Raw genomic sequence first — 23298 nt, forward strand, 5'->3', positions numbered from 1 at the left:
GCGGTGCTCAAGGACCGGCACGTTTCCATGATTTCAATCGGGGGGGTGATCGGAGCCAGCCTGTTCGTGGGGTCGGCTACGGCCATCTCCACGGCTGGGGCGGGGGTGCTGTTTTCATATTTTCTCTGCGGCCTGCTGGTCATGTGCGTGATGCGGATGCTGGGGGAGATGACTGTTGCTTCCCCTGTTACCGGTTCATTTGTCGGGCAGATTCGCCGGGGATTGGGACTGCGGGTCGGTTTTATCGCTGGGTGGATCTACTGGATCATGTGGGCCACCCTGCTGGGACTGGAGGCGATTGCCGCTGCCAGTTTTCTCAGTCCCTATCTGCCGCTTCCCTATCTTGTCATCGAATTGCTGGTGATCGGAATCATGACAGGGGTCAACCTGTTTTCCGTAAGGGGGTATGGGGAGTTCGAGTACTGGTTCTCGGTTCTCAAGATTACCACGATCGTCGTTTTTATCCTGATTGGCGTTTCCGTCCTTTTTGGCATGAAAGGCGCAGCCAGCCCGGGCGGGGCGCTGTTTTCCGCCGCAGGGTTGATACCGCACGGCCTGTTTACGCTGCTGGCGGTCATTCCCGGTATCATGCTTTCCATGGCGGGGTCGGAAATAACGACCATCGCCGCATGCGACAGTAGCGACCCGGCGGGTAACGTGGCCCGGTCCACCCGGACGGTGGTGCTGCGGATCATGATTTTCTATCTTGTATCCATCGGGCTTATTATCTTTCTGCTTCCGTTATCGCGTGTCGTGCCGGGATATTCGCCGTTTCTGGCGACGCTGGAATATATCGGCGTGCCGTTTGCCTCGGCAATGATGACGGCCGTCATGTTGATCGCAACATTATCGGCCCTTAATTCAGGTATATACATAACATCGCGCATTCTGTGTGAACTGGCGGAAAACGGTGACGCGCCAGGTGTCTTTCTTCAGCGCGACACAAAAGGCACCCCCGTGCGGGCCATCCTGTGTGGCTGCGGGGTCGCTGTTATCGTGGCGGTGGTGGGCATGATGGCGCCGGGGCGGGTATTCGGTTTTCTGGTCAGCGCGAGTGGCACTTTCATCCTGTTTGACTACGTACTGATTGTCGTGGCGCATATCCGCCTGCGTCGCGCCAGTATGGCAAAGGGGGAGTCGCCTGCGCTTCCCATGTGGGGGTTTCCATTCCTGTCATATGCAACATTGGGTGCGTTGCTGGCCACACTGGTCACCATGTTCTTCGCGACTGAACATACGCGTCAGGAAATCGTAATGAGTACGATCAGTCTTGGCATCATCATCGTGATCGAAAACTTCTCTTTCGGGCGCTGGCGTCGCAACGGACACGCGCAGATGACCCGGGCAGGGCGCAAGGCAACCGTTCCAGTGGGGACGTCCGATACATCACGTCTTTCGTGACAATCTGAACCCGATCGTTCAGGGTTCATGGTGGAGTACACGTAGTCATGGCTTCCGTTTCATATAAATCCCTTCCCTCCAGCCTGTATGCCGCTGTCAGCCCGCCCGGGCCGGTCACGACCGCATTGCAGGGGGAGCACATATGTGAAACCGTGCTGATTGGCGCAGGCTTTACCGGCCTGTCGGCGGCGCTGCACCTTGCCCGGGCCGGGGCTGAGGTCATGGTGCTGGAAGCCAACGAAATTGGCTGGGGCGCATCGGGCCGTAATGGTGGACAGGTTAATCCCGGTCTCAAGACCCTGCCGTCCGAGGTCGAGCGTGACCTTGGTCCCCATGGGGCCGCGCTGGCCGATGCGGCGTGGGAGGCTCCTGATGTTGTATTTAACCTGATCGAGAAATACGGCATCAAATGCGATGCGGCACGTGGTGGCACGATCCGTGCATCTACGGCGGAAGGGCAGCTTCCCCATGAACAGAAACTATTCAATGAATGCCGTGACCGTGGTGGGCCAGTAACATGGCTGGATCGTGCGGACATCGCCACCCACACGGGGACCAGCCGTTACTGTGGTGGTTTTATTGATGCGCGTGGAGGACAGGTCAACCCACTGGCCTATACGCGTGGGCTTGCGCAGGCTGCGATCGATAACGGTGCGATTGTCCATGCCAATTCGCCCGTCATATCCCTGCGTCGTGCAAACGGAAAATGGCTGGTCAGGACACCCCATGGCAGCGTAAACGCCAGACATGTCGTCTTTGCCACCAATGGGTATACAGGACGGTTGTGGAACCGCCTGCGTCGCACCCTTGTCCCCGCTTACAGCGCCATTATCGCGACAGATCCGCTGCCTGTCCCCTTTGTAAAGCGCATTCTTGCTGAACGTGAAGTCGTGTATGAAATGGGCGAGCTGGTAACATATTACCGCATTGATGGCGCAGGGCGTCTGCTTATTGGTGGGCGGTCAGCGTCCCGCGATCTGTCAGGCCCCGCGACATTTCCGTTTCTACAGAAGCATGCCTGTACCCTGTGGCCATTTCTGAAGGGGACTGCATGGCGGTATGGATGGAATGGGCAGATTGCCATTACCCTTGACCATTATCCCCACTGGCATGAACCGATCGAGGGGATCATGGCCTGTGTCGGGTATAATGGCCGCGGGGTGGCGATGGCTACCCTGATGGGACGTGAGATCGCACGTCGGATCAGTGGGGTGCCCGCTGAGGAAATCCTGCTGCCGGTTTCTCCCTTGCGGCCTATTCCTGCACATTTTGGCTGGCGCCTGGGGGTTGCGGGGGCAGTGCTGCGGGGAAGGATTCTGGACGCCTTGGCTAAGTGACCTTCTGCTATAACCTTGATGGAATGCATCGTGTCATCAGGGATAATGAATTTCCATGATGTAGGGACTGTCGATGGGCTGATCTGGTGGGGATGATCTGTTCCATCCTCCGGCCTGGAGGCGTCAGAGACTGGCAAAAGGCATAGACGCCGCAGTCTTTCAAAGGCTGATTGACTGGGCGTCTGTTCGCGGATTGATAGGACCTTGATCACGGTGGCCAACAATCTGACGACCATATTGATGGTAAGGTTGCAGATAGCTGCCTATTTTTAAAACCTGACGAAAACGATAAATAATTTTCAAAAGTTCAGCAGTTTAATTATTTTAATTAATAAATAAAAACATATCATATATAAAAAGTTTTAATATCCGTGCGCAATATTACGGATGTTTGTGAAAAGAAAGCTGCAGGGAAGCTGTTGGATGGTCCTGTTGTGCGCTGATTACGCAAATTCACGCCATCTGTGTGGTTGTGGAACAAAATCTGGCAGGAAAATCTTCAACCGGCAGCCTTCGTTCAGGGACATCGCGACACGATGCGACAGGCCCTTTGTCGCGATGATCCGGTTTGCATTCATTGTCATCCTGTTTGATGGATAACACATTATCAGGCATCGCCTGTCATTTTGTTGCCAATTCGGATCAATTCATATATACAGTTTAATATGCTGGCCTGAAGAAGGTGGTAACTGACGATATATGCATTGATCAGGCAAAAGGGGCAAGTATATATGAAAAATTTGACCTGCATATCAGATTTTCATATATCATTATGAATATTAATATAGACAATTCAAGTACAGTTCCACTGGTCAATCAAATTGTTTCCGGTGTCCGCGATCTGATTCTGGGCATGAAGTTGCAGACAGGTCAACGGTTGCCTTCGGTGCGGCAACTGGCAGAACAGTGCGGGGTCAGTACGCTTACGGTTTCCAATGCCTATAACAAGCTCGTTGCGGAAGGGTTGCTGGAAGCGCGACGGGCGAGGGGCTATTTCGTAACCCATAACAATACCCTCAACCGGACACTGATTACCACGGCCACGCTGGTGGACAGGTCGGTGGATTCACGGTGGCTGCTACAAAGCGCGTATGAGGACAAAGCGCCCATTATCAAGGCCGGTTGTGGCTGGCTGCCCGAAAGTTACCTGTTTGTGGATGCGATCAAGCAGGCCCTTGTTTCATTGGGGCGCAAGCCGCCGTCTTCCATTTTTGAATATGGCAATCCGTACGGCTACACGCCGCTGCGACACAGCATCCAGCTCATGCTGGCACAGCGCAAGATACGGACATGCGATGCCGGGATTATCCTGACGCACGGGGCCAGTCAGGCGCTGGAACTGTCCGTGCGGGCCTTTACCCACAAGCAGGATACCGTGCTGGTGGACGATCCGGGTTATTGTAATCTGAATCCCGCATTGCAGGGGCTGGATCTGAATGTGGTCGGGGTGCCGCGTACATTTGAAGGGCCGGATATTGAACGCCTTGAATATCTTGCGCGGCTACATCAACCACGGTTGTTCATTACCAATACAATTCTTCATAATCCAACCGGGACCAGCTGTTCGCCGGCAAATGCTTTTCATATTTTGAATCTGGCAGAAAAATACAATTTTCTTATTGTCGAGGATGATATATTTTCCAGTCTGACAACAGATATTACAACCAACCTGGCCTATCTGGACCAGATGCGGCGTGTGATACAGGTCGGCAGTTTTTCAAAAACGATCGCGCCGGGCGTAAGGGTCGGGTTTACCGCATCGCACCCCGAACTGGCACAGGTTATCCTGCGCCAGAAAATGGCCAGCAGTCTGACAACGTCCGGTATTAATGAATATGTTATTCATAGTATCATCAAGGACGGGAAATATCGTCATCATCTGACACGCCTGAAGGAACGTCTGGAACGCATGCAGGCCAGCGTTGGCCGTGCGCTGACCAATACTGGTATGCGGCTATATTTTCGGCCACCTGGTGGTATGTTTGTCTGGGCACGGTTTGACAGGGAGGGGATCAACATGCAGGCGCTGGCGCAGTCCGCAGCGGAGGAAGATATTCTTCTTGCGCCCGGTTATCTGTTCCGGCCGAATTATGAACCTTCTCCATGGATGCGCTTTAATGTCGCGCATTGTAATAATCCATATCTTTTTGATTTTCTTAAAAAATATCAGGATGATCATTGTTAGGAAGGATTTTATACAGTAAATTCTGTTACGTATTTTTCAGAGATCGGAATGAATGGTTTTACTATTTTCCGGACAGATTATTCATCTGACAGCACGTTGTGATAGAAGAAAGTGCCTTAACGGCTAATCCGATAGACAGCCTGCACAAATCCGTGGCGCGTCCGCCTCGCGGACCGGGCCACCGGCTCATATGGCCCGACAACGACAGCGGAGATAGACCCTTGATATCGTTGTCATCATATAAACCATGGGCCATAAAAACAGGACACTTTTTTTGAGTCGAGGCGGAAAGGGGAGCGCATCAGATTATTCCACATTGGTGGAAGCATACATGATCGCGAAATCTGTTGTATGAGGCTGTCCGTCCCGGTCGCAGCAAAGATATGAGGACATATCGTCTGTGGCGACATGCAGGTCAGCTTTCCTTTCCCCCGCATTGCATGGGCGGTGTGTCATTGGGGGACTGGACGGCAGCATGGTCACTGCCCGTTACGTAATCCTGCAGCTCCTGCGCTTCCTGTTCGGCATTTTCGGCGCGCAGCTTGACAATATCCCCGATACTGACCAGTCCCGCCAGTTTTCCGTTTTCCAGAACGGGTACATGCCGGTTGCGGGAATACGTCATGCGGCAGGCAATATCATAAATACTGTCATCAGGGGTTGCGGTCGGCATATCCCTTGCCATGATGTCCTTTGCGGTCAGGGCCGCTATATCCGCGCCATGTTGGGATAAGGCATGGACAATCATCTTTTCCGATACAAGGCCAACCAGCTGCTCATCAGGGCCAAGAACGGGTGCGCCACCAATATTATGTCGCGCCAGCGCGGTGGCGACGTCCAGAATGGGGTCATCTGCCCTGACGGTAATGACCGTGCGGCCTTTCTGCGCCAGAATGTGAAAGACACGAGAGGACATGGGACAATCCTTTCCATGTTCAGGATAATCGAAAATAGTTCCGTCAATGCCTTATTCCATCCCGCGTTTCGGGTGGGACAGTGGCGGCAGGAAGCAACGGATGGATGGCACGGGCAGGAAAAAGCCCCCCGATCACCACGATTATGGTCAGAACGATGACAAGCGCCGTCAGTTCCGGGCGGGCATGCCGGTTCAGGGTGCTGGAGGGTGACGATGGCGCCGCCATCATGACACGGATAATGTTCAGGTAATAATACAGCCCGATAATGCTGCCGATTACGAGTACACACAGCAGTATGTCACGCTGGTGTTCAACGCCGGTTGCCGCGACCTCGAATTTCGCAAAAAAACCGATGCCCGGCGGAATGCCCGCAAGTGAAAACAGCATGAGCGACATGGCTGTCGCCAGGAACGGGCGGCGGAAAAACAGTCCCCTCCATTGTGCAATAACCGTGCCATCCGGCCCATCCGGGACCACAAAGGCGGTCATGGTCGCAAATACACCCAGTGTACTGGCGGTATAGGCCGCAAGGTAGACGGTTATGGCCCCCGATTGCAGATGACCGGGACAAAGGAACGCAATCAGCAGATACCCCACATGCGCAATGGATGAACATGCCAGAAGGCGTGTGAGGCTGGCCTGACGCAGGGCAAGCAGGTTGCCCACCATAATGGTCAGGATAATGACGACAGACAGGATATCATTAAGGAACGGAGGCTGCGCCCCTGTTCCGAAATAACGGACAAGTGAAGAAAATATCGCGATTTTTGAAACTATGGCCAGAAACGCCGCCACCGGAATGGGCGCGCCTTCCATTACATCCAGCAGCCACATATGGAAGGGGACTGCGGAAAGCTTGAAGAACATGCCGACAAGAACCATGACCGTGGCGGCAACCGGCAATGCGGCGGGAACTTCTCCGGTTGCGATGGGCGGCATGAACCGCAGGGATCCCGTAACACCATAGGCGAGGCCGATACCAAACAGAAGAATGGCGGAAGATGCTCCGGACAGGACCAGGTACTTCATCGCGGCTTCATACCCCAGCATGACAGGGCGGTGGCGAAAGGTCACAAGTCCCATGATGGAGATGCCCAGTATTTCCAGCCCCAGGAAAAAGGGCATGTAATTCGCGCTGAATACCATAGCCAGCGCGCCAAGCGTGCCCAGCATGAACAGCAGCGGATATTCATCCACCAGTGTGGTCCCGTCATGCGCCACATCCCGCCATGACATGAACAGGATACACATGGTGGAAAATATGATCAGGATGGCGGTATAGGTCGTCCAGCGATCCTGAATGAACAGGCTGTCGCCATTCCCCGACATTCTGCCCGGATGGTGCCCCACAACGGCAAGGGACAGCAGCAGTGTCACCAGTCCATACGCAAAGCTGCGTCCCACCGAACGGCGCCATACCATTGCGGCCAGCATGATCATGATGCCGGAAGATATGACCAGCAGCGGAGTCGGCAGGAAGATATCATGCCCGATCATGGTGTGGCGCCCTCCCGGCTGGTCACGGCTGTAACGGACAGGGGGGATGGCGCGGAAAACATCATGAAAGGCTGCGGATAAAGGCCCAGCACGACCAGAAAGACCATGATGCAGGCGAAAACTGCCATCTGCCGGACCGGAAAGTCCTGTATGGGGTGCTGGTCGGGCCGGGAAGCCGCCAGGAATATGCGGTTGACCATCCGCAGCGCGTAGATCGCGGACAGAACCAGTCCGGCCGTCGTCAGTGTCGCAGTAGTGGGGCTGACATGCCATGTCGCCAGCAGGACAAGGAATTCGCCCGCGAAGTTACCCAGTCCCGGCATGCCGAGTGAGGCCACGGCAAAGAACAGCCCCGCGGTGGACAGGCGTGGCATTGCCGTCCACAGCCCGCCAATACGGTACATGTCCCGTGTATGCAGCCGGTCCTGAATGGCGCCTGCGATCAGGAACAGGGCTGCCGTGCTCAGCCCATGGGCCAGCATCTGTATGATCGCCCCCTGCATCCCCATGCGGGAACCGGTAAAGATGCCAAGCAGTACGAAACCCATATGACTGATGCTGCTATAGGCAATCAGCCGCTTGACATCATCCTGTGCGCACGACAGCCACGCCCCGTACAGGATCCCCGCGACGCCAAGCCCCATGGCGATAGGTGCGAAATGGCTGGCTGCATCGGGGAACAGCATGACATTGAACCGGATCATGCCATACCCCCCGGTCTTGAGCAGTATACCCGCCAGCAGCACGCTGGCCGCCGTAGGGGCCTGCGTGTGGGCATCCGGTAGCCAGACATGGACCGGCACGACAGGCAGCTTGACGGCAAAGGCGATGAAGAATCCCAGCATAAGCAGCATGGACACGGCAGGGGATAATGGTGTGTGGGCCAGCGTGAAGTAATCAAACGTCAGTTCGCCGCTTTCCTGATAATGCGCAATGACCAGACCAAGGATGGACAGCAGCATGAGCAGGCCGCTGCCCTGCGTGAACATGAAAAACTTCATGGCGGCACGCTGCCTGTCCTCATGCCCCCATGCGGCAATCAGCACGAACATCGGCACCAGCATCAGTTCCCAGAAAAAGAAGAACAGAAACAGGTCAGTGGCCAGGAACGTGCCGATAATGCCCGTAAGGGTCGCAAGAAAAAGAAAATGGAATGCACCAGCATTGACCGTGACCTGACGGGTGGCAAGAAACACGCACAGGAAGCACAGGATAAGCGAAAGCCAGATCAGCGACAGTGAAAGACCATCCATGTCCAGCCTGATCGCAATACCCATGGCCGGGATCCATGGCACGGAAAAATGTCCAAGCCACGGCCCCGCATGGGCAGGATGGTGGAATGTGACCATCACAAGCAGCAGCGTTTCCACAGTCAGGATACCGAGCACCACCCACCATGATGCATCGCGCGCGGGGGTGGTGGTATGAGGCTGGATGTGCTCGGCCAGCCATGCCAGTCCGCCGCCCACGACAGGCAGCAGCACAAGGGCGGGCAGGGGGTTCATGACAGCACCGCCATGGCCAGGCCCGCGCACAGCCCACCCGCAATCCATGCCGCATACCACCGCACACGGCCATTATCCAATTGACCCAGCAGGTATGCCATCCATCCGGTCCCCCGGCTTCCCCATATGGAAAGAATGTCCAGAAAACCTGTCCGCGCCTGGAAAATCCGGCCACTGACGGCCTGCGTCAGCCGCCCTGTCGCAGTGATGGCATGAGCAAGAACATCATGGTGTGTCAGCCACGTCAGCAGGCGGAAGGGCTGCACGAATACACGGTCATACAGCGCATCCATGCCCCAGCCGGTACGGGCAAGGCGGATGATGGCTGCCTGTCCGGGTATTTCATGCATGACGGGCGTAGCACGTCCCCACAGCACCCATGCAACCCCAAGCCCGGCAAGGGGGGCAAGTGCTCCCGCCAGCACAAGCCAGATCGGTTCATCTGCATGTGATAATGGCGTTTTCGGGTCAAGAAGGGTGCTGAACAGGTGAAGGGGGGGAAGCGTATCGGGCATTTCAATGACTCCGCCGCATAGGGAGAGGAAGCACAGGCAACCCAGCGGAATGCTCATCAGGCGTGACGTCCGGCCCGTGGCCGAAGTTCCCTGTTTTTTTCCGCAAAAGACGATGAAAACGCAGCGGAAAATATACAGCGCGGTCAGGAAGGCCCCCAGCAGGGCAATCCCCCATAACGGATGCCCGCTCAGGGTCCATTCCCGCGTCAGGCCAAAATGGACGTGCCATACACCCGACAGGATCATTTCCTTGCTGTAGAATCCCGCCGTCACCAGTGGCAGGCCAGCCAGTGCGGATGCGCCCACGGCAAAGGCTGCACTCAGTCCAGGCATGGCGTGGCGCAGGCCACCAAGGCGGAAAATATCCTGTTCATGACCAGTGCGCATGATCACGGCGCCAGCCGTAAGGAAAAGCAGCGCCTTGAAAAAGGCATGGGTCATCAGGTGAAACAGCGCCGCCTGCCATACTCCACACCCAAGGGCGAGAAACATGTAACCAAGCTGGCTGATCGTGGACCATGCAAGGATACGCTTGAGGTCGGACTGCACCAGGGCCGTGCAGGCCCCCATAAGCAGCGTCAGCGTTCCAAGTATGGCCGTGAGCGCCATGATGGGGGTTGCCATGGCAAACAGGTCATGCAGTCGCGCGATCAGGTAGATGCCTGCAGTTACCATGGTGGCCGCATGGATAAGGGCGGAGGTCGGCGTCGGACCGGCCATGGCGTCTGGCAGCCATGTCTGGAACGGGATCTGCGCCGATTTGGCAAGTGCCCCCACCAGTATGAAAAGGGCCGCCAAATTGACACCGGACGGAGCCAGCTGCCCATTCGTGACCGCCGCCAGCACGGCCCCGATGCGCAGGGAACCTGTAGCCGTGGCCAGCAGCAGCAGGCCACACAGCAATGCCACATCCCCCATGCGGGTCATGTAGAAAGCCTTGCGCGCGGCAGCGGTATTGGCCGGGTCGTTATACCAGAACCCGATCAGCAGGTAGGAACACAACCCCACGCCTTCCCACCCGATAAACAGGCACAGCAGGTCGGACGCCAGCACCAGCACCAGCATGGCCGCCACAAACAGCGTCATGCAGCCAAAAAAGCGTGCGATCCCCGGATCATCGCGCATGTAGCCTGCGGCATAGACATGGATCAGCAGCCCCACGATCGTGACGACAAGGATCATGACCATGGAAACCCGGTCCAGCATGAAGGCGATATCCGCTGAAAATCCCGCAATATGCATCCAAGGCCACAGCGTTACCTGCAATACTCCCGCTGGTGGCCCGGACAGGAGCGTGATGGACAGGATGATGCTGATGACGGCGGATATCCCTACTCCGGTGCAGGCAACCGTCCCGATGGCACACGCTCCCATGCGACCGGCCGATACAGACACGATCATGGATGCCGCAAGCGGGCAGAGGATGAGAAGGGGGAGAAGGATTTCACCCATGGTTCCATCCTCGCAAAAGGTTGCCGGTGTCGGCATCCAGTGTGGGGCGTCCGTGGGCATGCAGACACAGGATGATGGCAAGCCCGACTGCCGTTTCCACGGCGGCAAGGGCCAGAATCAGCACAAACATCACCTGTCCCGTCGCATCATGCCAGCGTGCGCCCGCCCCCACGAACACAAGGGCTGCTGCATTGAGCATGATGTCCAGCGACATTAGCATGAACACCATGTTGCGCCGGACCAGCACGCCTGCCAGCCCGACCGAAAACAGGGTCGTTGCCAGCAGCAGGATGTCATTGAAGGAAAAGGCAGGCATGTCAGTTTCCCCCCACCCGGTTGCGTCCGATGTGAAAGGCTGAGACCAGACCGGCCAGCAGCAGGAACGACGCCAGTTCGACCATCAGTACATAGCGGCCAAACAGGCTTAACCCGACATCATGCGCCGTAATGGGGGCGAAAGGTCGTGCAGGACCGGAAAATGTCCCCATGCAATAAAGAAGTTCCGCACACACTATGGCGGCCAGAAGCCCCGGTCCGCACCATGCGCGCGGACGCAGCCATTCCTTTTCACGTGCACTGTCCGGGTGCCCTAGATTGAGCATCATGATGACAAAGACGAACAGCACCATGATCGCACCGGCATAGATGATGACTTCCAGCATCGCCGCGAATGATGCGCCCTGCATGACAAGTATCACCGCCAGCGACAGCAGCGTCACCACCAGGTACAGCACCGCATGCACCGCCACGCGCCGGGTAATGACCATGACGGCCCCCACAACGGTCACACTGGCGGCAAGAAGGGCCAGGGCATGCATGACGGGTTACGGTAGCAGGGAATGGAGGTCGACCGGCGGGCGTTCGCGTTCGGACGCGCCGCGATCCTTGCCGGGAATGGGAATGCCCGCGACATTGTAGAAACTGTAATCGGGATGTTTCCCGGTCCCGCTTATCAGCAGGTCGTCCTTTTCATAAACAAGGTTGGGGCGCGCATATTCGCCCATTTCAAAATCAGGCGTCAGCTGTATGGCATAGGTGGGGCAGGCTTCCTCGCAAAAGCCGCAGAAAATACAGCGCGAGAAATTGATCCGGAAATATTCCGGGTACCACCGGCCATCGGCTTCGGTTTTCTGCAGGCTTATGCAGTCCACCGGACAGGCGACGGCACACAGGTTGCACGCAACGCACCGCTCCGCCCCATCGGGATCGCGCGACAGGATGATCCGCCCGCGATAACGCGGCGGCAGGTAGGGCTTCTGTTCAGGATACTGCACGGTCGCGCGCCGGTGGAAGGCATGCAGCGCCGTCAGGAACAGGGTACGCAGGGTATCAAGCATGGGAAATGCCTTTGCATCAGGCGTGTCACAAAGACGCGCGCAGCATGAGGATGGTTCCGGTCGCCATGACATTGAAAAGGGAAAGCGGCAGTAGGACCTTCCAGCCCAGCGCCATCAACTGGTCGTAACGCGGGCGTGGCAGGCCTGCCCGCAGCAGGATGAAAAACCCTACCATGCCCCCGGTCTTGAGCGCGAACCACACGCCAGCGGGCAGCCACGGCCCGCGCCAGCCACCAAGGTAGAGCGTGGTCACGAGGCTTGCGACCAGGACGATCCCGGCATATTCGGCAATGAAGAACATGCCGAATTTCATGCCTGAATATTCGGTATGGAACCCCGCACCCAGTTCGTTTTCCCCTTCGGGCAGATCGAAGGGCAGGCGGTGCGTTTCTGCAATGCCAGCCAGCATGAACACGCCAAAGCCGAGACATTGCGGGATGATGAACCATAGTCCCGTCTGTGCAGCCACGATATCGTGCAGGTTGAATGACCCCGCCATCATGACCACGCCCAGCAGGGATAGCCCCATGAAGACTTCGTAGCTGATCATCTGGGCCGCTGCCCGCATGCCGCCCAGCAGTGCGTATTTGCTGTTGGATGACCACCCTGCCAGCACCACCGCATAGACCCCAAGTCCCATCATGCCGACGACGAACAGCAGCCCGACATTCATGTTCCCCGCAATGCCAGCGCCCATCGTGACGGGAATGACGGCAAAGGACAGCAGGACCGTCATCATGCCAATGGCAGGTGCCGCGACAAACACGCCCCGGTCGGCAAAGGGAGGAATCCAGTCCTGCTTGAACAGGATCTTGGTCCCGTCTGCCACGGCCTGGAACATGCCGCCCGGTCCCACGCGGTTGGGACCATGCCGGTCCTGCCACAACCCCAGCAGACGCCGTTCGATCCATGTCAGCACGGTGGCAAGACCAAGGATGACCAACGGCGTAAAAATGATGGTCGTAAGCGCCGTATATGTCATGATCCTTCTCCCCCGTCTGGCGCCCTGTCCAGCCGGGCCATGCAGGGAAAACGCAGCGCCCGCGCGACCATGTGCGCCGGGCACAGCGCAATGCCCGCAGGCAGCCCTGGCACCGGTTTCACAGGCAGAACGTGTGGCCCGTCTTCCAGATGCAGCACCATGCGGCCTGATGTCACCATGTCGGCAGGCAGACCCAGCGTTGGCGCGGGTGCGCGCGCCATGACGGGTGGGGAGAACATGCTCAGTTCCTCGCTGCCGAACAGGCGCGTATCGGGTAGCACCAGAACAGTATCCGTCCGCGCGGCGTAAGGGGCGGGAATATCATTGACGTAAGCATACGGAGGGGGATCCGCATTCTGATTCCCGGCGCGGGACAGCAGCCGCAGACCGGATGCCCCGTCACGCATGTCCCCACCAATTTCATGCTGGAAACGGTTGAGCGCCTGAACCGAATTCCATGCTGGCGCCTGATAGCCGGGAACCAGTGTGGCGGGCATGTCGGGACCATAGGCACCTTCCATTGAACTGCTGAACGGGGTGTCCGGGCTGCCGGGCGGTGGCTGGTCATGTACGTTTACGAAGGAACGGATGACGGTCCGTCCGCTGGCGCGGTAGGTCTGGCTGCGCAGTTTCTGGCCATTCATGCGGTAATCTGCCCCCGGTGCGGCCATGACTGCCGGAGCAAGGGGGGGAAATGCCACCGCCAGTGCGGCAAGGACATCATCCAGATCCCGCCACCCGGTCAGGCCTGAAATATGGAGCATGGACGGGTCAAGGTGCTGCGCCAGCGCCTGTACCCACCGCCAGCCCGCCTGTATGGGGGCAGTGGGAAAGACCGCCTGGAAAAATCGTTGCGCCCTGCTGTCCTGACTGACCAGCGTGCCGCTGCATTCACTGAAGGCGGCAACCGGCAGGACAAGGCTGGCCTGCTGGCACAGCGGCGTTGCCGTGTGGTCGATCATGACGATATCGGGGACTGCCGCCACCAGTTCCGCCACATCGGCCGGGGGCAGGTGGCGGGTCAGGTCGTTTTCCACAATGACCAGGGTGGAAATCGCACCCGCCCGTGCCTGTTCCATCACCGTTTCCAGCGACAGCCCCCCCATCATGGCCAGCCCCATGCTGTTGCATTCCGGCAGCACCAGCGACAGGCCCGCTTCAGGCGTGGCGCGCGCAAGGGCTGCGGCAATACTGCTGGCTGCCTGCAACAGTGCCGGGGAGCCATATTGCATGCCCGATACGACCAGCGGTTTTCTGGCTGCCATAAGCGTATGCGCAATGCGTGTGGCACGCGCCGCATCATCTGGCGTCAGATCCGTGACGGGTGGGGCTGCGGGATCAATTTCGTGGGCGATGGCAAAGCCCAGCCGCGCGATATCATCGGGCGCGGCGCGAAACGCTTCCGCCGCCACGCTGTCCAGATTGGTTGGCGCAGGTGTCAGGACATGCAGGGTGGACGGACATTCGGCTCCCAGCGTGCGCACTGCCGCATCCATCCAGCGTGGTACTTTGGCGCCGTCTGCCATATGGAAGGATGCCTGACGCACGGACTGTCGCAGCGACAGACCCAGCCGGGGGGCGGTGGCGCATGCGTCCTCTCCCAGAACCAGTACGGCATCGGCGCTTTCCATCTCATGCAGGGTGGGAAGGGCGCCGGGATGCCGGGTAAGCAGGGCATGGACCAGTTCCACGCATTCCTGTTCATGCCGTGTCTGGCCGGTGCAGAAATGCTGGGGACCCACCAGCGCATACAGGCTGAAACAGGTTTCCAGTGTCGCACGGGCGGAGGCGATGCCCACGATCGGGCCATCTGCCGCCATGCGGGCGAAGGCCTGCAGGGCATCCGTTATCGGGACGGATACCTGCTGGCCGCCGATGGTGCGCAGCGGCGTGCCGATACGTGTCGGCGCATTGACAAAACCATGCCCGAACCGTCCCCGGTCGCACAGCACGTAGCGGTTGATATCGGTATTGTAGCGGTTGAGGACACGGCGGAGGGTTTCCTCGCGCGCATTGACAATGGTGTTGCAGCCCACCGCACAATGCACGCATATCGAGGGTGCGCCACGCATGTCCCATTTGCGGGTATAGGTAGTGGAAAAGGGTTTGTCGGTAAACACGCCTGTCGGGCAGATTTCCACCAGGTTGCCGCTGAAGGCATTTTCCAGCGTACCGTCCGCCGCACGGCCAAAATACACATTGTCATGCGATGCAAAGGCCGCCAGATCATCCCCGCCCGCATAATCACGGTAAAAGCGCACGCAGCGGTAGCAGGCGATGCAGCGGTTCATTTCGTGTTTTACGAACGGCCCCAGATCCTGATTGCGATGCGTCCGTTTCGTGAACCGGTAGCGGCGGGGATTGTGCCCGGTCATGACCGTCATGTCCTGCAGGTGGCATTCGCCGCCTTCCTCACATACCGGGCAGTCATGGGGATGGTTGACCATCATCCATTCGATGATGCTGGCGCGAAAATCCCGGGCTTCCGGGTCATCGGTGGATATGATGGTATTTTCGCTGACAGGCGTCATGCAGGCCATCACGATGCGGCCCTTCGTGTCATCCGGCCCGCTGAACTGTTTGATGGCGCACTGGCGGCATGCCCCAACGGAGCCCAGTTCGGGGTGCCAGCAGAAATAGGGCAGGTTGGCCCCCGCTTCCAGACAGGCCTGCAGCAGGTTGATGCCGGTGCGGGTCAGGCAGTCCCGTCCATCAATGCGGATGCTGGTCATGGTCATGCTCCCGATTGCTGCGGGCATCGACGCTGCTGGATGTGGGCTGCAAAATCGGCGGCAAAAAGCTTCAGCCCGCTGGCTAGTGGCGCCATTGCCCCTGGTGCGTGGGCGCAGAAGGTCCGGCCCGGTGCCCCCAGCATGCGGGCATGACGGCCAAGCTGGTCCATGTCCTCGTCCTGTCCGGTTCCGTCTTCGATCGCGTCCAGCAGGCGTTCCACCCATGGCAGCCCGTCACGGCATGGGGTGCACCACCCGCAGGATTCCTGCGCAAAGAAATGTTCCAGGTTGCGGATCATGCCGATGGGGCAGGTCCGGTCATCCAGAATGATGGCCATGCCGGTCCCCAGCCTGCTGCCTGCTTTTTCAACCGACCCGTAATCCATCGCGACATCAAGGGCGGTTCCGTCAAGAAAGGCGGTGGACGCCCCGCCGGGCAACAGGGCGCGCAACTGGTAGCCTGGAATCATGCCTCCTGCATGGTCCTCGATAATCTGGCGCAGCGGCGTGCCTATGGGCAGTTCCCACGCGCCCGGTCTCGTTACCCGGCCGCTGACACCATAGATCTTGGTGCCGCCATCTTCCCCCAGCCCGAGGTCCGCGAACCATTCCGGCCCGTTGGTGATGATATGGGGCAGGTTGCACAGCGTCTCGACATTGTTCACCACGCTCGGCGCGCCCCACAGGCCGCCGGTCTGGGGAAAGGGCGGCTTGCTGCGCGGTGTGGCGCGCCGGCCCTCCAGCGCGGTCAGCAGGGCGGTTTCCTCGCCGCATATGTAGCGTCCGGCGCTGGAATGCACATGGATGTCAAAACTGAAGCCGGAGCCAAGGATATTCTTCCCCAGCCAGCCCTGTTGCCGTGCTTCCCCGATTGCATGGTGCAGACGGGCGCAGGCAAGATGGTATTCCCCGCGCATGGATACCTAATCAAACGTAATCAACAACTTATGGCTTAGTTTCTTTCTGGTTTAAGAAACTGGTATCTATGCGTGCGATCGCATCCTTTGCCAACTTCTCCTGACTGACGGCCAATGTATAATGCTGGACCATCGCAAGCGTCTTGTGCCCTGTTATGGCGGCAATTTCGTGGGTCGTGCATCCGGCTTCAGCCAAAAGCGTTGCTGACATTTTGCGCAGGCCATGGATATTGAAGCCCGGTGGTATTCTCCCGGATAAAGACGCCTCGCTTAATGAGGATGTGATGCTGTTAGGCTTCCATGGATCGCCATTGGTGTTGGTCAGAATAAATTCTCCGGAGTGCCTCCATTGATCCAGATAGATTGCAAGTTTAGGGTGGATGGGAATCTTTAGCGCGGTTCCGGTTTTTCCTTGGATCACATGGATAAAGTTCCCTGATATATCGGACCACTTCATCCGGCAAAGATCGCTGCGCCTCTGTCCAGTGAACAGAGCCATAATAATCGCTCTTTGCAGTGCATGATTTAAGCTCCCCATTGCCTGCTGGACGATTTCCGGTGTCCATGTAGGCAGCGGCTTGGAGGGGAGCATCTTAATCCCCGAGGCTGGGTTTACTTCAATCCAATCTCGGGTGACTGCCCACCCAAAGAATGACCGAACTATTGAAAGAAAACCATTAGAAGCGCCATGCCCCCGACATGAGGCAATCATGTCTCTGATCGCCAGTATATTCCGCCTCTTGATATCTTGGATCGGCATATCCCTAAAAATATCAAGCTCGCAAAGATAGTATTGTTTGATCCTCTGCGTTGCCGGTCGGGTTTGTCTAAATTCAATGCTTTGCCGATATGACCGGATGACGCTTTCTACAGATCCCTGTGCGGGCAGCCGAGAGGTGTCCTCGCCAGCAGATTTAACAGGATAGCGGTATTCCTTAATTGACCCGTCTGCCAGCCGCTTTTTTACGACCTTGAAGCGCCGCGTGCTGTCTGATTTTTTCTTCACAATGCCGCTCTAATATCTCGTCCATGTCCCGTTTGATCTCAATGCCCTGACTTTTCATCATGAGGGCATCAACTGCGTGTCTGTCCCATCGCGGGCTGCGCTCGCCAAGGTGATAGCTGGGGCGTGGCAATTTCCCCTGCTTAACCATCCGGGCCACATTGTGGGGCTTCACATCTATGCGTCGGGCCAGCCCCTCTCGGCTAAGCCAGCGTTCCAATGCTTCACCCATTCTGAACCTCCACTACGCGCCCGCTATCCACAATCCTCTGCCAGGCTGCGGCATTCATCGCCACGATTTCTCCATTGCGCCGCAGAAAAACGCGGTATCGGTTCTGGGCGATCAGCTCCACGGTTTCGGTCAGGTCGCCTGCTATGCGGATTTTGTGGGTCATGCCAATTCCTCCCCGGCAATCACCCTCTCTATGTCCTGTTCGATAGCGGACCGCGTGGCACCCTTGGATATCCCCACGACCTTCCCGTCCAGAATGATACGGGCTTCTTTCCGGGTGCACTCCACCCGGCACCCCTTGTAGAAGAAGCCGAAGCATGTGGAGATGTTCATGATGCCTCCCGCCGCGCGATTTCAGCAGTAATGGCAGGAATGACCGCCGCCATTACGAGGGACTGTCCATGGAAGCGGTCTCCCGCCATATTCTGACCTACATACGTGTCTGCCATGAAAATCCGGTCCAATATCGGCACCTTCCAACCGTCTACTGCTTGGTGGTCGCATAGCAGGCAGTTCACGCGATGCCTCACATCGGGATCAACTTCCCTTATCGGAACATCATTCGCGCACCAGTCTTCCAGAAAATCGACGGCCTTTCGTAGATCCGTAATGGCATCCTGATCCGACCCCTTACGCCCGCACCGATAGACATACTGCCATGCCTGGGCCATATCGCCGGACAGGTAGCGCGTCACATCCCATGCCTGAAATTGGCCGGTCCGGTAGTGTTCGCCGCGTGTATCGTCGGCGATTTCTGTGCGCTGCGTACCGCGAATGCTGTCGAAACCCGCAAGCCATGGTCTACGGTATTGGCCAAAATCTATATCCTTCGGCACTTCCCTCGGAGCGCCACGCTCAGCCGCCCGGCGCCCTCGCTGATAGGGAGTGTGCGTCTGTTCAGTCACTGGTATTTCTCCATCAGGGCGCGGTTCTGGACCCAGCCCCGGAAATTGCGTTGGTCGGTTTCGTCATGGAAACCGGGAACATAGGGTGACGCAGAATGCTCGAAAGGACTGGCATGGAACGGACGGGAGCGCGTCAGGCGTTCACCTAGAGCCAAATCCTCAGCCAGTGAGGAAGGTCGCCCATCATGCGTCAGGTAGGACGTGCGCGCACACCGGGCAGCCGACACGATACGCAGGTTGCCAGTCGGGTCTGTGAGGCCCTGATGCTCGCGGATTTCCTCTGGCGACACGAACGGGAGATGCCATTGGTCGCTATAGAGGTGCTGCGTATCCGCTGCCGAAATAGCCGCTTTCATCGCCTGAGCCAGCGCGCGGATTTCCGGCTGGGCGTCCTCACGGTCGCGTAGAGCGAAGAAGTTATCCCATTCCGTTGCCGTCACCACCACGTTGATATGAGAGAATGGCTCAAGGACACGGTTGACGATCTGTTTGTGAGCGGCATGCCCAGACATGAGGCGTGCAGTTTCGACGGCATACCGCGCGCCGTCATGCCAAAGCATTTCGGTCGCTGACCTGTCATGGATTGACATTTCCTCACGTGCCTGCATCCCTTTCTGGTTCTTACCCCAGAACACCGGCGCGGCTGGATCGCGTTCAACGTCCGCAATCAATCGCTCAACCGGGATGGCCCGGCTGCTGCTGGCGTTGCGGCTGAACTGACGATGCGTCATGAACTCAGCATGAATAAACCGAGGATATCGTAGCAGGAGCGTGTCAATGCGCTTCCCGGCATTGCTGATGCTGGCAAGGATGGATGTGGCTGTGATGGTCATCCCTGCGCCTCCCGTGCTGCGTCGATGGCGGCGCGTAAATTACGATCTATTTCGGGTACATGACTCACGAGACAAACACCGCAGCCAACGCCTCTCTGATATTGTTTCGGCGCATACGCATGAATGCAGCATTCTGCCAACCAATCCAATCGCTCACTATCCCGCGCAATCGCTTCCCGCACGCGCTGTTCTGCCCGGCGCTCGGCTACGATGATATGCTTGGTCGCGGCGTCCCGGTCATCCACGAATGAAAATGTGCCTTCCTCGCCAAATAGGTTGGTGAGATCAGCAATCTGTTCTTCCCGGCTTCTCACGACTTCTTCCCTTCATCGTCGGTTAGGGCGCGGATGGCCAATGGATTGGCACGGATACCAGCAGCGATATTTCGGCAATCAGAACCTAACGTAGGGAACGGTTGCGCGAATTGACTTGCGTATCTTTCAGCCACCTGAGCGTCTTTTTCACGCTGGTCACTAAGCATCTGCGCGAGTTCGGATGACGAATAGACGGCACCGGCATAACGATATTCTGCTGCCATTTCCTCAATGGACCAGATCAGATCGCCGCCTTCACATGTGGTCCAGTATTGGTAGTTCGGACCTTCCCACCAGAACTCGTGACGGTCGCCGGTATTGTCGAGGATGATATGCCAGCCTTTCCGCTCCGGCTGATCTGGCAGGCCGTGCCATGGTTTGGTCATACCTCAACCCCGTAAAGCGCAAGAATTTCTTTTGCCGCTTCAATCTGCCATCCGCGCCACATTACAGGCCCTTCTGGCCTGCGGTTACGACTGTCATTATCAATGCGCCCATGACAGTTAGAGATAATCGTCATAGCCTTATGCAATTTGCATTCAGGATTGCGGACGATTTTCATTGTTTCTTCTTTGGAAATCATTCCCCATCCCCCGGCAGGACTTCGCGGACGTGGATTGTGCGCTGGAAACGCACTCTGCATTTCTCTGCTTCTTCTTCTGACAGGTAAACCGATCGTCCACCGCCATAATACTCATTAACCCAAAACTCCCGCGCCACAGGGACTTCGCGGGCGTTCATGAGGTCGTCTGGTTTCGGCCCAGCAGCTGAAAAAACAGAACCGTCAGCTTCAAAGCTTCCGGCCAAATCACAACCATCTATGATTGCGACAACGGGGTATTTCGTACTGCCACCAGTCCGGCTGATGATGCGAGCAGGTAGCCCATCCCGCGTGCAAAACGGCCCCTCATGCTCCGGGGTGTAGGGGCCGATGATTTCAAGTTTTGTTTTGGTCATTCTCCAAACGCCTCAAGCTGCTCGTTCTGCGCCGCCTTTGCGCCATCGCAGAACTGATCGTGTTCTTTGCTGGTAAAATCCCAACCATGCGCTTCTATGGCGTCTCCGCAGTCCATTCCTGAAAATTCACCTTTATCGTAGGCCCAGTCGTAACCGGCCTGCCATGCTACGGGCATTCCCATCATGCCTTCTCCCCTACGACCGATCCTTCGTTGAGAGCCGTCCGGGCGATTTCTCGAAGATAGCGGCCATCGTAGATGCTAGGTTCAGCGCGCACAATTTCGAGAAGGACCGCGCTAAGCCGCGCAATCTCTGCATCCTTCTCCGCCGCCACCTTCGCAACCTGCGCTTCCATGTCGGTGCGGCGGACGAGGGGGATTCCGCCGTCCCATTCCTTGTGGATTGAAACCGCATGGCATCCGGGAGCCTTGATATCGACAAAGGATGTTTCCCGGCCCCATCCGACCGTCTCCACGTCCGCGCACGGCGGGATGGGGGCGCTGATGGCGATGAGTGCTGCTTCGGCGCTGTCCCGACGAGTGAGGCGGTAGAACGTATCATGCTGTTCATCTGACAGCGGCAACCGCACCATAACAAACTGTTCTTCGTTCTTCATGATCAATTCTTCCAAATGAACCTGCCGCGCATCGTGGATCAGTTCGTTTTCAGAACTGCACATGGTCGGTTCCTATGATCTGGGTGAAAGCTTCCCACGGTTCGACGCCGTTATCGCGGGCAATACACAGGCGACGTTTCTGCCGGGAATTGCAGGGCGCGGAGTTATGCGCCCTCATGTGCAGTTCGACCTGCTGCATCCACGTAAGCCGCGTGGCGAGGTAGTCGGGTTCGGCGGCGTCGCTGGTGGGGGTCATGCTGCACCTCCTACCTGCTGCATCATCCCGCGCTGCCGTGCCCGTTCCAGCAGTTCCAACTTCATGTCGTGGAAGTCTTTGAGGGCCTGTTCCAAGTTCTTGATGAACGGTTCGTCACGGAATACCCGCTCCACATAGGATGGCATTTCCTCGCAGTAGGAATACTTATCCGTCCATTCACGCTCACAGACCATCATCTGGCCTTGCGTCTGGGTATTATACTTGTGCCCAAAGCCGTCGAACTCGTATTCTATGTGGGTCTCCACCTTCGGGCACTTGATTTCGAGAAGCCCGTCATCACCCACCATTCGGTCAGGACTTGCCCCGGCAATACCGCTGTCAAGCGTCACAAAGCCAACCTTCTGCAGGACACGTCCGGTCTCAAACGCGTAAAGGTCAGCTGCGACCGGCTCAAGTTCATTCCCGCGCTGCACATCGTAGTTGTTTGACAGGTCAGCACCGAGGGGGCGCTGGAGAATGATTTCTCCGACAAGCCGGATGGCATACTTGCGGGACTGCGTAGAAAGCTTTCCCGTGTTGCTTACGATCTTGTCGAACTCGGATGCTGTAGGAAGGCCGAGGCGCGCCTGAAGCCACGCCTCGCTACCCTGTTCCATGGTATGGATCTTCATTTCGCCTGCGCTCCCGTCTGGCGGCGCTTGTTCAGGGAGTTCACAATCCGGGCGAACTGATTGGCCGGAAGTTCCTGGATCGAATTGGCACCAAAATGCTTGAGAACATCCGTCAAGGGCATGCCAATTTCAAAAACCATATCCTGAATAGCTTTTGCCTGCGCTGCATCCACAGTGCGGACAAATCCCTGCACACCATCGTCATCGGCATTTTCACGCACGATGTTGAACAGCATCTCCGCGCAATACCGCTTACCGTAGGAAAGCGTTGATCCCATTGCCTGCAGGGCATTGCGGCCAGGGCCGTTATCGATCGGAAGCGGCATGGATGCCGTCTGGCTGTGCCCACTGCGATGCCTGACGGTTCCGGTTATGGTCAGGCCGCCCTGACGCTCCTGCGCGTCAAACGACAGGGAAAAGCCGAACTTCTGCATGACCGGACGGAGCATCCGATCCATATCTTCCCATCGGGCAAAGCTGTATTTCCCCTTGCCGGTATCGACCTTGCCCATCTTTGCAACGCGCTGGATTTCCCCAGTGGCGTCGGCCATAGCCTGGTTGAACTCGGCCTCTGCCTGCCGCTTCATGATGCTGTCCTGCAGTTTAAGCAGTTCGTGCATCTTGTCCACGTCAACGGACGGGTCAGCGGCCGCGCGCGCGATGACGTTCAGGATGCTATTGGATACGGCTGGGTCCTGTTCCTGCCTTGTCGCCACCGCCTGATCCTGCTTGACGGATACTGTGGTTGCTTTGCGCTCAAGCGTTTCAGACAT

Annotated in this window: 26 protein-coding genes and 1 pseudogene; 3 read left to right on the forward strand and 24 right to left on the reverse strand. The window is 57.4% G+C overall.

The genetic code is table 11. The features are described from left to right. Positions 1–27: 27 nt before the first annotated feature. The 3 genes from MSKU9_RS16450 to MSKU9_RS16460 all read left to right on the forward strand — a co-directional run bounded on the left by MSKU9_RS16450 (position 28) and on the right by MSKU9_RS16460 (position 4923). Positions 28–1401, forward strand: coding sequence for an amino acid permease (locus MSKU9_RS16450; RefSeq protein WP_141262444.1), 1374 nt, complete (start codon positions 28–30; stop codon positions 1399–1401). 47 nt (positions 1402–1448) lie between these two features. Continuing rightward, entirely contained in the window at positions 1449–2738 is a 1290-nt protein-coding gene (locus tag MSKU9_RS16455; protein WP_141262445.1) for an NAD(P)/FAD-dependent oxidoreductase, read from the forward strand. 772 nt (positions 2739–3510) lie between these two features. Then, on the forward strand, positions 3511–4923 hold the full coding sequence (locus MSKU9_RS16460) for an aminotransferase-like domain-containing protein (protein ID WP_141262446.1): 1413 nt from the start codon (positions 3511–3513) through the stop codon (positions 4921–4923). A 415-nt stretch (positions 4924–5338) separates the two neighbouring features. On the opposite strand, the gene MSKU9_RS16465 is transcribed toward MSKU9_RS16460, so the two are convergent. From MSKU9_RS16465 to MSKU9_RS16575, 24 genes and pseudogenes are all read right to left on the reverse strand, one after another. After that, positions 5339–5839 carry a CBS domain-containing protein gene (locus MSKU9_RS16465; RefSeq protein WP_141262447.1) on the reverse strand — a complete coding sequence of 167 codons (501 nt, stop codon included), beginning with the start codon at positions 5837–5839 and terminating at the stop codon, positions 5339–5341. Positions 5840–5882: 43 nt separating this feature from the next. After that, on the reverse strand, positions 5883–7337 hold the full coding sequence (locus MSKU9_RS16470; RefSeq protein ID WP_141262448.1) for an NADH-quinone oxidoreductase subunit N: 1455 nt from the start codon (positions 7335–7337) through the stop codon (positions 5883–5885). Continuing rightward, positions 7334–8842 (reverse strand): complex I subunit 4 family protein, encoded by a 1509-nt coding sequence (locus MSKU9_RS16475; RefSeq protein WP_141262449.1) that lies wholly within the window; start codon positions 8840–8842, stop codon positions 7334–7336. The genes MSKU9_RS16470 and MSKU9_RS16475 overlap by 4 nt, the downstream gene beginning before the upstream one ends. Next, positions 8839–10809 carry an NADH-quinone oxidoreductase subunit L gene (gene nuoL / locus MSKU9_RS16480; protein ID WP_141262450.1) on the reverse strand — a complete coding sequence of 657 codons (1971 nt, stop codon included), beginning with the start codon at positions 10807–10809 and terminating at the stop codon, positions 8839–8841. Before nuoL ends, MSKU9_RS16475 begins: the two co-directional genes overlap by 4 nt. After that, positions 10802–11125: an NADH-quinone oxidoreductase subunit NuoK gene (gene nuoK / locus MSKU9_RS16485; RefSeq protein WP_141262451.1), complete on the reverse strand. Its 324-nt coding sequence runs from the start codon at positions 11123–11125 to the stop codon at positions 10802–10804. Before nuoK ends, nuoL begins: the two co-directional genes overlap by 8 nt. 1 nt (position 11126) lies before the next feature. After that, a complete protein-coding gene (nuoJ, locus tag MSKU9_RS16490; protein ID WP_141262452.1) occupies positions 11127–11627 on the reverse strand; it encodes an NADH-quinone oxidoreductase subunit J in 501 nt (166 codons plus the stop codon). A gap of 6 nt (positions 11628–11633) precedes the next feature. Beyond that, positions 11634–12146 (reverse strand): NADH-quinone oxidoreductase subunit NuoI, encoded by a 513-nt coding sequence (gene nuoI, locus MSKU9_RS16495; RefSeq protein ID WP_141262453.1) that lies wholly within the window; start codon positions 12144–12146, stop codon positions 11634–11636. 25 nt (positions 12147–12171) lie between these two features. Continuing rightward, entirely contained in the window at positions 12172–13128 is a 957-nt protein-coding gene (gene nuoH, locus MSKU9_RS16500; protein ID WP_141262454.1) for an NADH-quinone oxidoreductase subunit NuoH, read from the reverse strand. Further along, the gene (nuoG, locus tag MSKU9_RS16505) at positions 13125–15860 is read right to left on the reverse strand and encodes an NADH-quinone oxidoreductase subunit NuoG (protein WP_141262455.1); all 2736 of its coding nucleotides are present in this window, start codon (positions 15858–15860) and stop codon (positions 13125–13127) included. The genes nuoH and nuoG overlap by 4 nt, the downstream gene beginning before the upstream one ends. A 2-nt stretch (positions 15861–15862) precedes the next feature. Then, positions 15863–16783 (reverse strand): annotated as a pseudogene (locus tag MSKU9_RS16510) (complex I 51 kDa subunit family protein); the annotation flags it as partial. Positions 16784–16805: 22 nt separating this feature from the next. Continuing rightward, on the reverse strand, positions 16806–17783 hold the full coding sequence (locus tag MSKU9_RS16515) for a tyrosine-type recombinase/integrase (RefSeq protein WP_227002540.1): 978 nt from the start codon (positions 17781–17783) through the stop codon (positions 16806–16808). Positions 17784–18004: 221 nt separating this feature from the next. Next, a complete protein-coding gene (locus MSKU9_RS18300) occupies positions 18005–18175 on the reverse strand; it encodes a hypothetical protein (protein WP_162853831.1) in 171 nt (56 codons plus the stop codon). Beyond that, complete coding sequence (locus tag MSKU9_RS18305; RefSeq protein ID WP_162853832.1) at positions 18172–18345, reverse strand: hypothetical protein; 174 nt, start codon at positions 18343–18345, stop codon at positions 18172–18174. The genes MSKU9_RS18300 and MSKU9_RS18305 overlap by 4 nt, the downstream gene beginning before the upstream one ends. Beyond that, positions 18342–18917: a DUF3310 domain-containing protein gene (locus tag MSKU9_RS16525; protein WP_141262457.1), complete on the reverse strand. Its 576-nt coding sequence runs from the start codon at positions 18915–18917 to the stop codon at positions 18342–18344. The genes MSKU9_RS18305 and MSKU9_RS16525 overlap by 4 nt, the downstream gene beginning before the upstream one ends. Next, positions 18914–19750 (reverse strand): FAD-dependent thymidylate synthase, encoded by an 837-nt coding sequence (locus tag MSKU9_RS16530; protein ID WP_141262458.1) that lies wholly within the window; start codon positions 19748–19750, stop codon positions 18914–18916. The genes MSKU9_RS16525 and MSKU9_RS16530 overlap by 4 nt, the downstream gene beginning before the upstream one ends. Beyond that, complete coding sequence (locus MSKU9_RS16535) at positions 19747–20064, reverse strand: hypothetical protein (protein WP_141262459.1); 318 nt, start codon at positions 20062–20064, stop codon at positions 19747–19749. The genes MSKU9_RS16530 and MSKU9_RS16535 overlap by 4 nt, the downstream gene beginning before the upstream one ends. Continuing rightward, positions 20061–20450 carry a hypothetical protein gene (locus tag MSKU9_RS16540; protein ID WP_141262460.1) on the reverse strand — a complete coding sequence of 130 codons (390 nt, stop codon included), beginning with the start codon at positions 20448–20450 and terminating at the stop codon, positions 20061–20063. Before MSKU9_RS16540 ends, MSKU9_RS16535 begins: the two co-directional genes overlap by 4 nt. Continuing rightward, on the reverse strand, positions 20447–20647 hold the full coding sequence (locus MSKU9_RS16545) for a hypothetical protein (RefSeq protein WP_141262461.1): 201 nt from the start codon (positions 20645–20647) through the stop codon (positions 20447–20449). Before MSKU9_RS16545 ends, MSKU9_RS16540 begins: the two co-directional genes overlap by 4 nt. After that, a complete protein-coding gene (locus MSKU9_RS16550; protein WP_141262462.1) occupies positions 20644–21021 on the reverse strand; it encodes a hypothetical protein in 378 nt (125 codons plus the stop codon). Before MSKU9_RS16550 ends, MSKU9_RS16545 begins: the two co-directional genes overlap by 4 nt. Next, positions 21018–21206, reverse strand: coding sequence for a hypothetical protein (locus MSKU9_RS16555; protein ID WP_141262463.1), 189 nt, complete (start codon positions 21204–21206; stop codon positions 21018–21020). The genes MSKU9_RS16550 and MSKU9_RS16555 overlap by 4 nt, the downstream gene beginning before the upstream one ends. Continuing rightward, the gene (locus tag MSKU9_RS16560; protein ID WP_141262464.1) at positions 21203–21700 is read right to left on the reverse strand and encodes a hypothetical protein; all 498 of its coding nucleotides are present in this window, start codon (positions 21698–21700) and stop codon (positions 21203–21205) included. Before MSKU9_RS16560 ends, MSKU9_RS16555 begins: the two co-directional genes overlap by 4 nt. Continuing rightward, on the reverse strand, positions 21687–21893 hold the full coding sequence (locus tag MSKU9_RS16565) for a hypothetical protein (protein WP_141262465.1): 207 nt from the start codon (positions 21891–21893) through the stop codon (positions 21687–21689). Before MSKU9_RS16565 ends, MSKU9_RS16560 begins: the two co-directional genes overlap by 14 nt. Further along, the gene (locus MSKU9_RS16570) at positions 21890–22525 is read right to left on the reverse strand and encodes a lambda exonuclease family protein (RefSeq protein ID WP_141262466.1); all 636 of its coding nucleotides are present in this window, start codon (positions 22523–22525) and stop codon (positions 21890–21892) included. The genes MSKU9_RS16565 and MSKU9_RS16570 overlap by 4 nt, the downstream gene beginning before the upstream one ends. Continuing rightward, the gene (locus tag MSKU9_RS16575) at positions 22522–23298 is read right to left on the reverse strand and encodes an ERF family protein (RefSeq protein WP_141262467.1); all 777 of its coding nucleotides are present in this window, start codon (positions 23296–23298) and stop codon (positions 22522–22524) included. Before MSKU9_RS16575 ends, MSKU9_RS16570 begins: the two co-directional genes overlap by 4 nt.

Origin of the sequence: Komagataeibacter diospyri, assembly GCF_006538165.1 — a bacterium.
Taxonomy (GTDB): domain Bacteria; phylum Pseudomonadota; class Alphaproteobacteria; order Acetobacterales; family Acetobacteraceae; genus Komagataeibacter; species Komagataeibacter diospyri.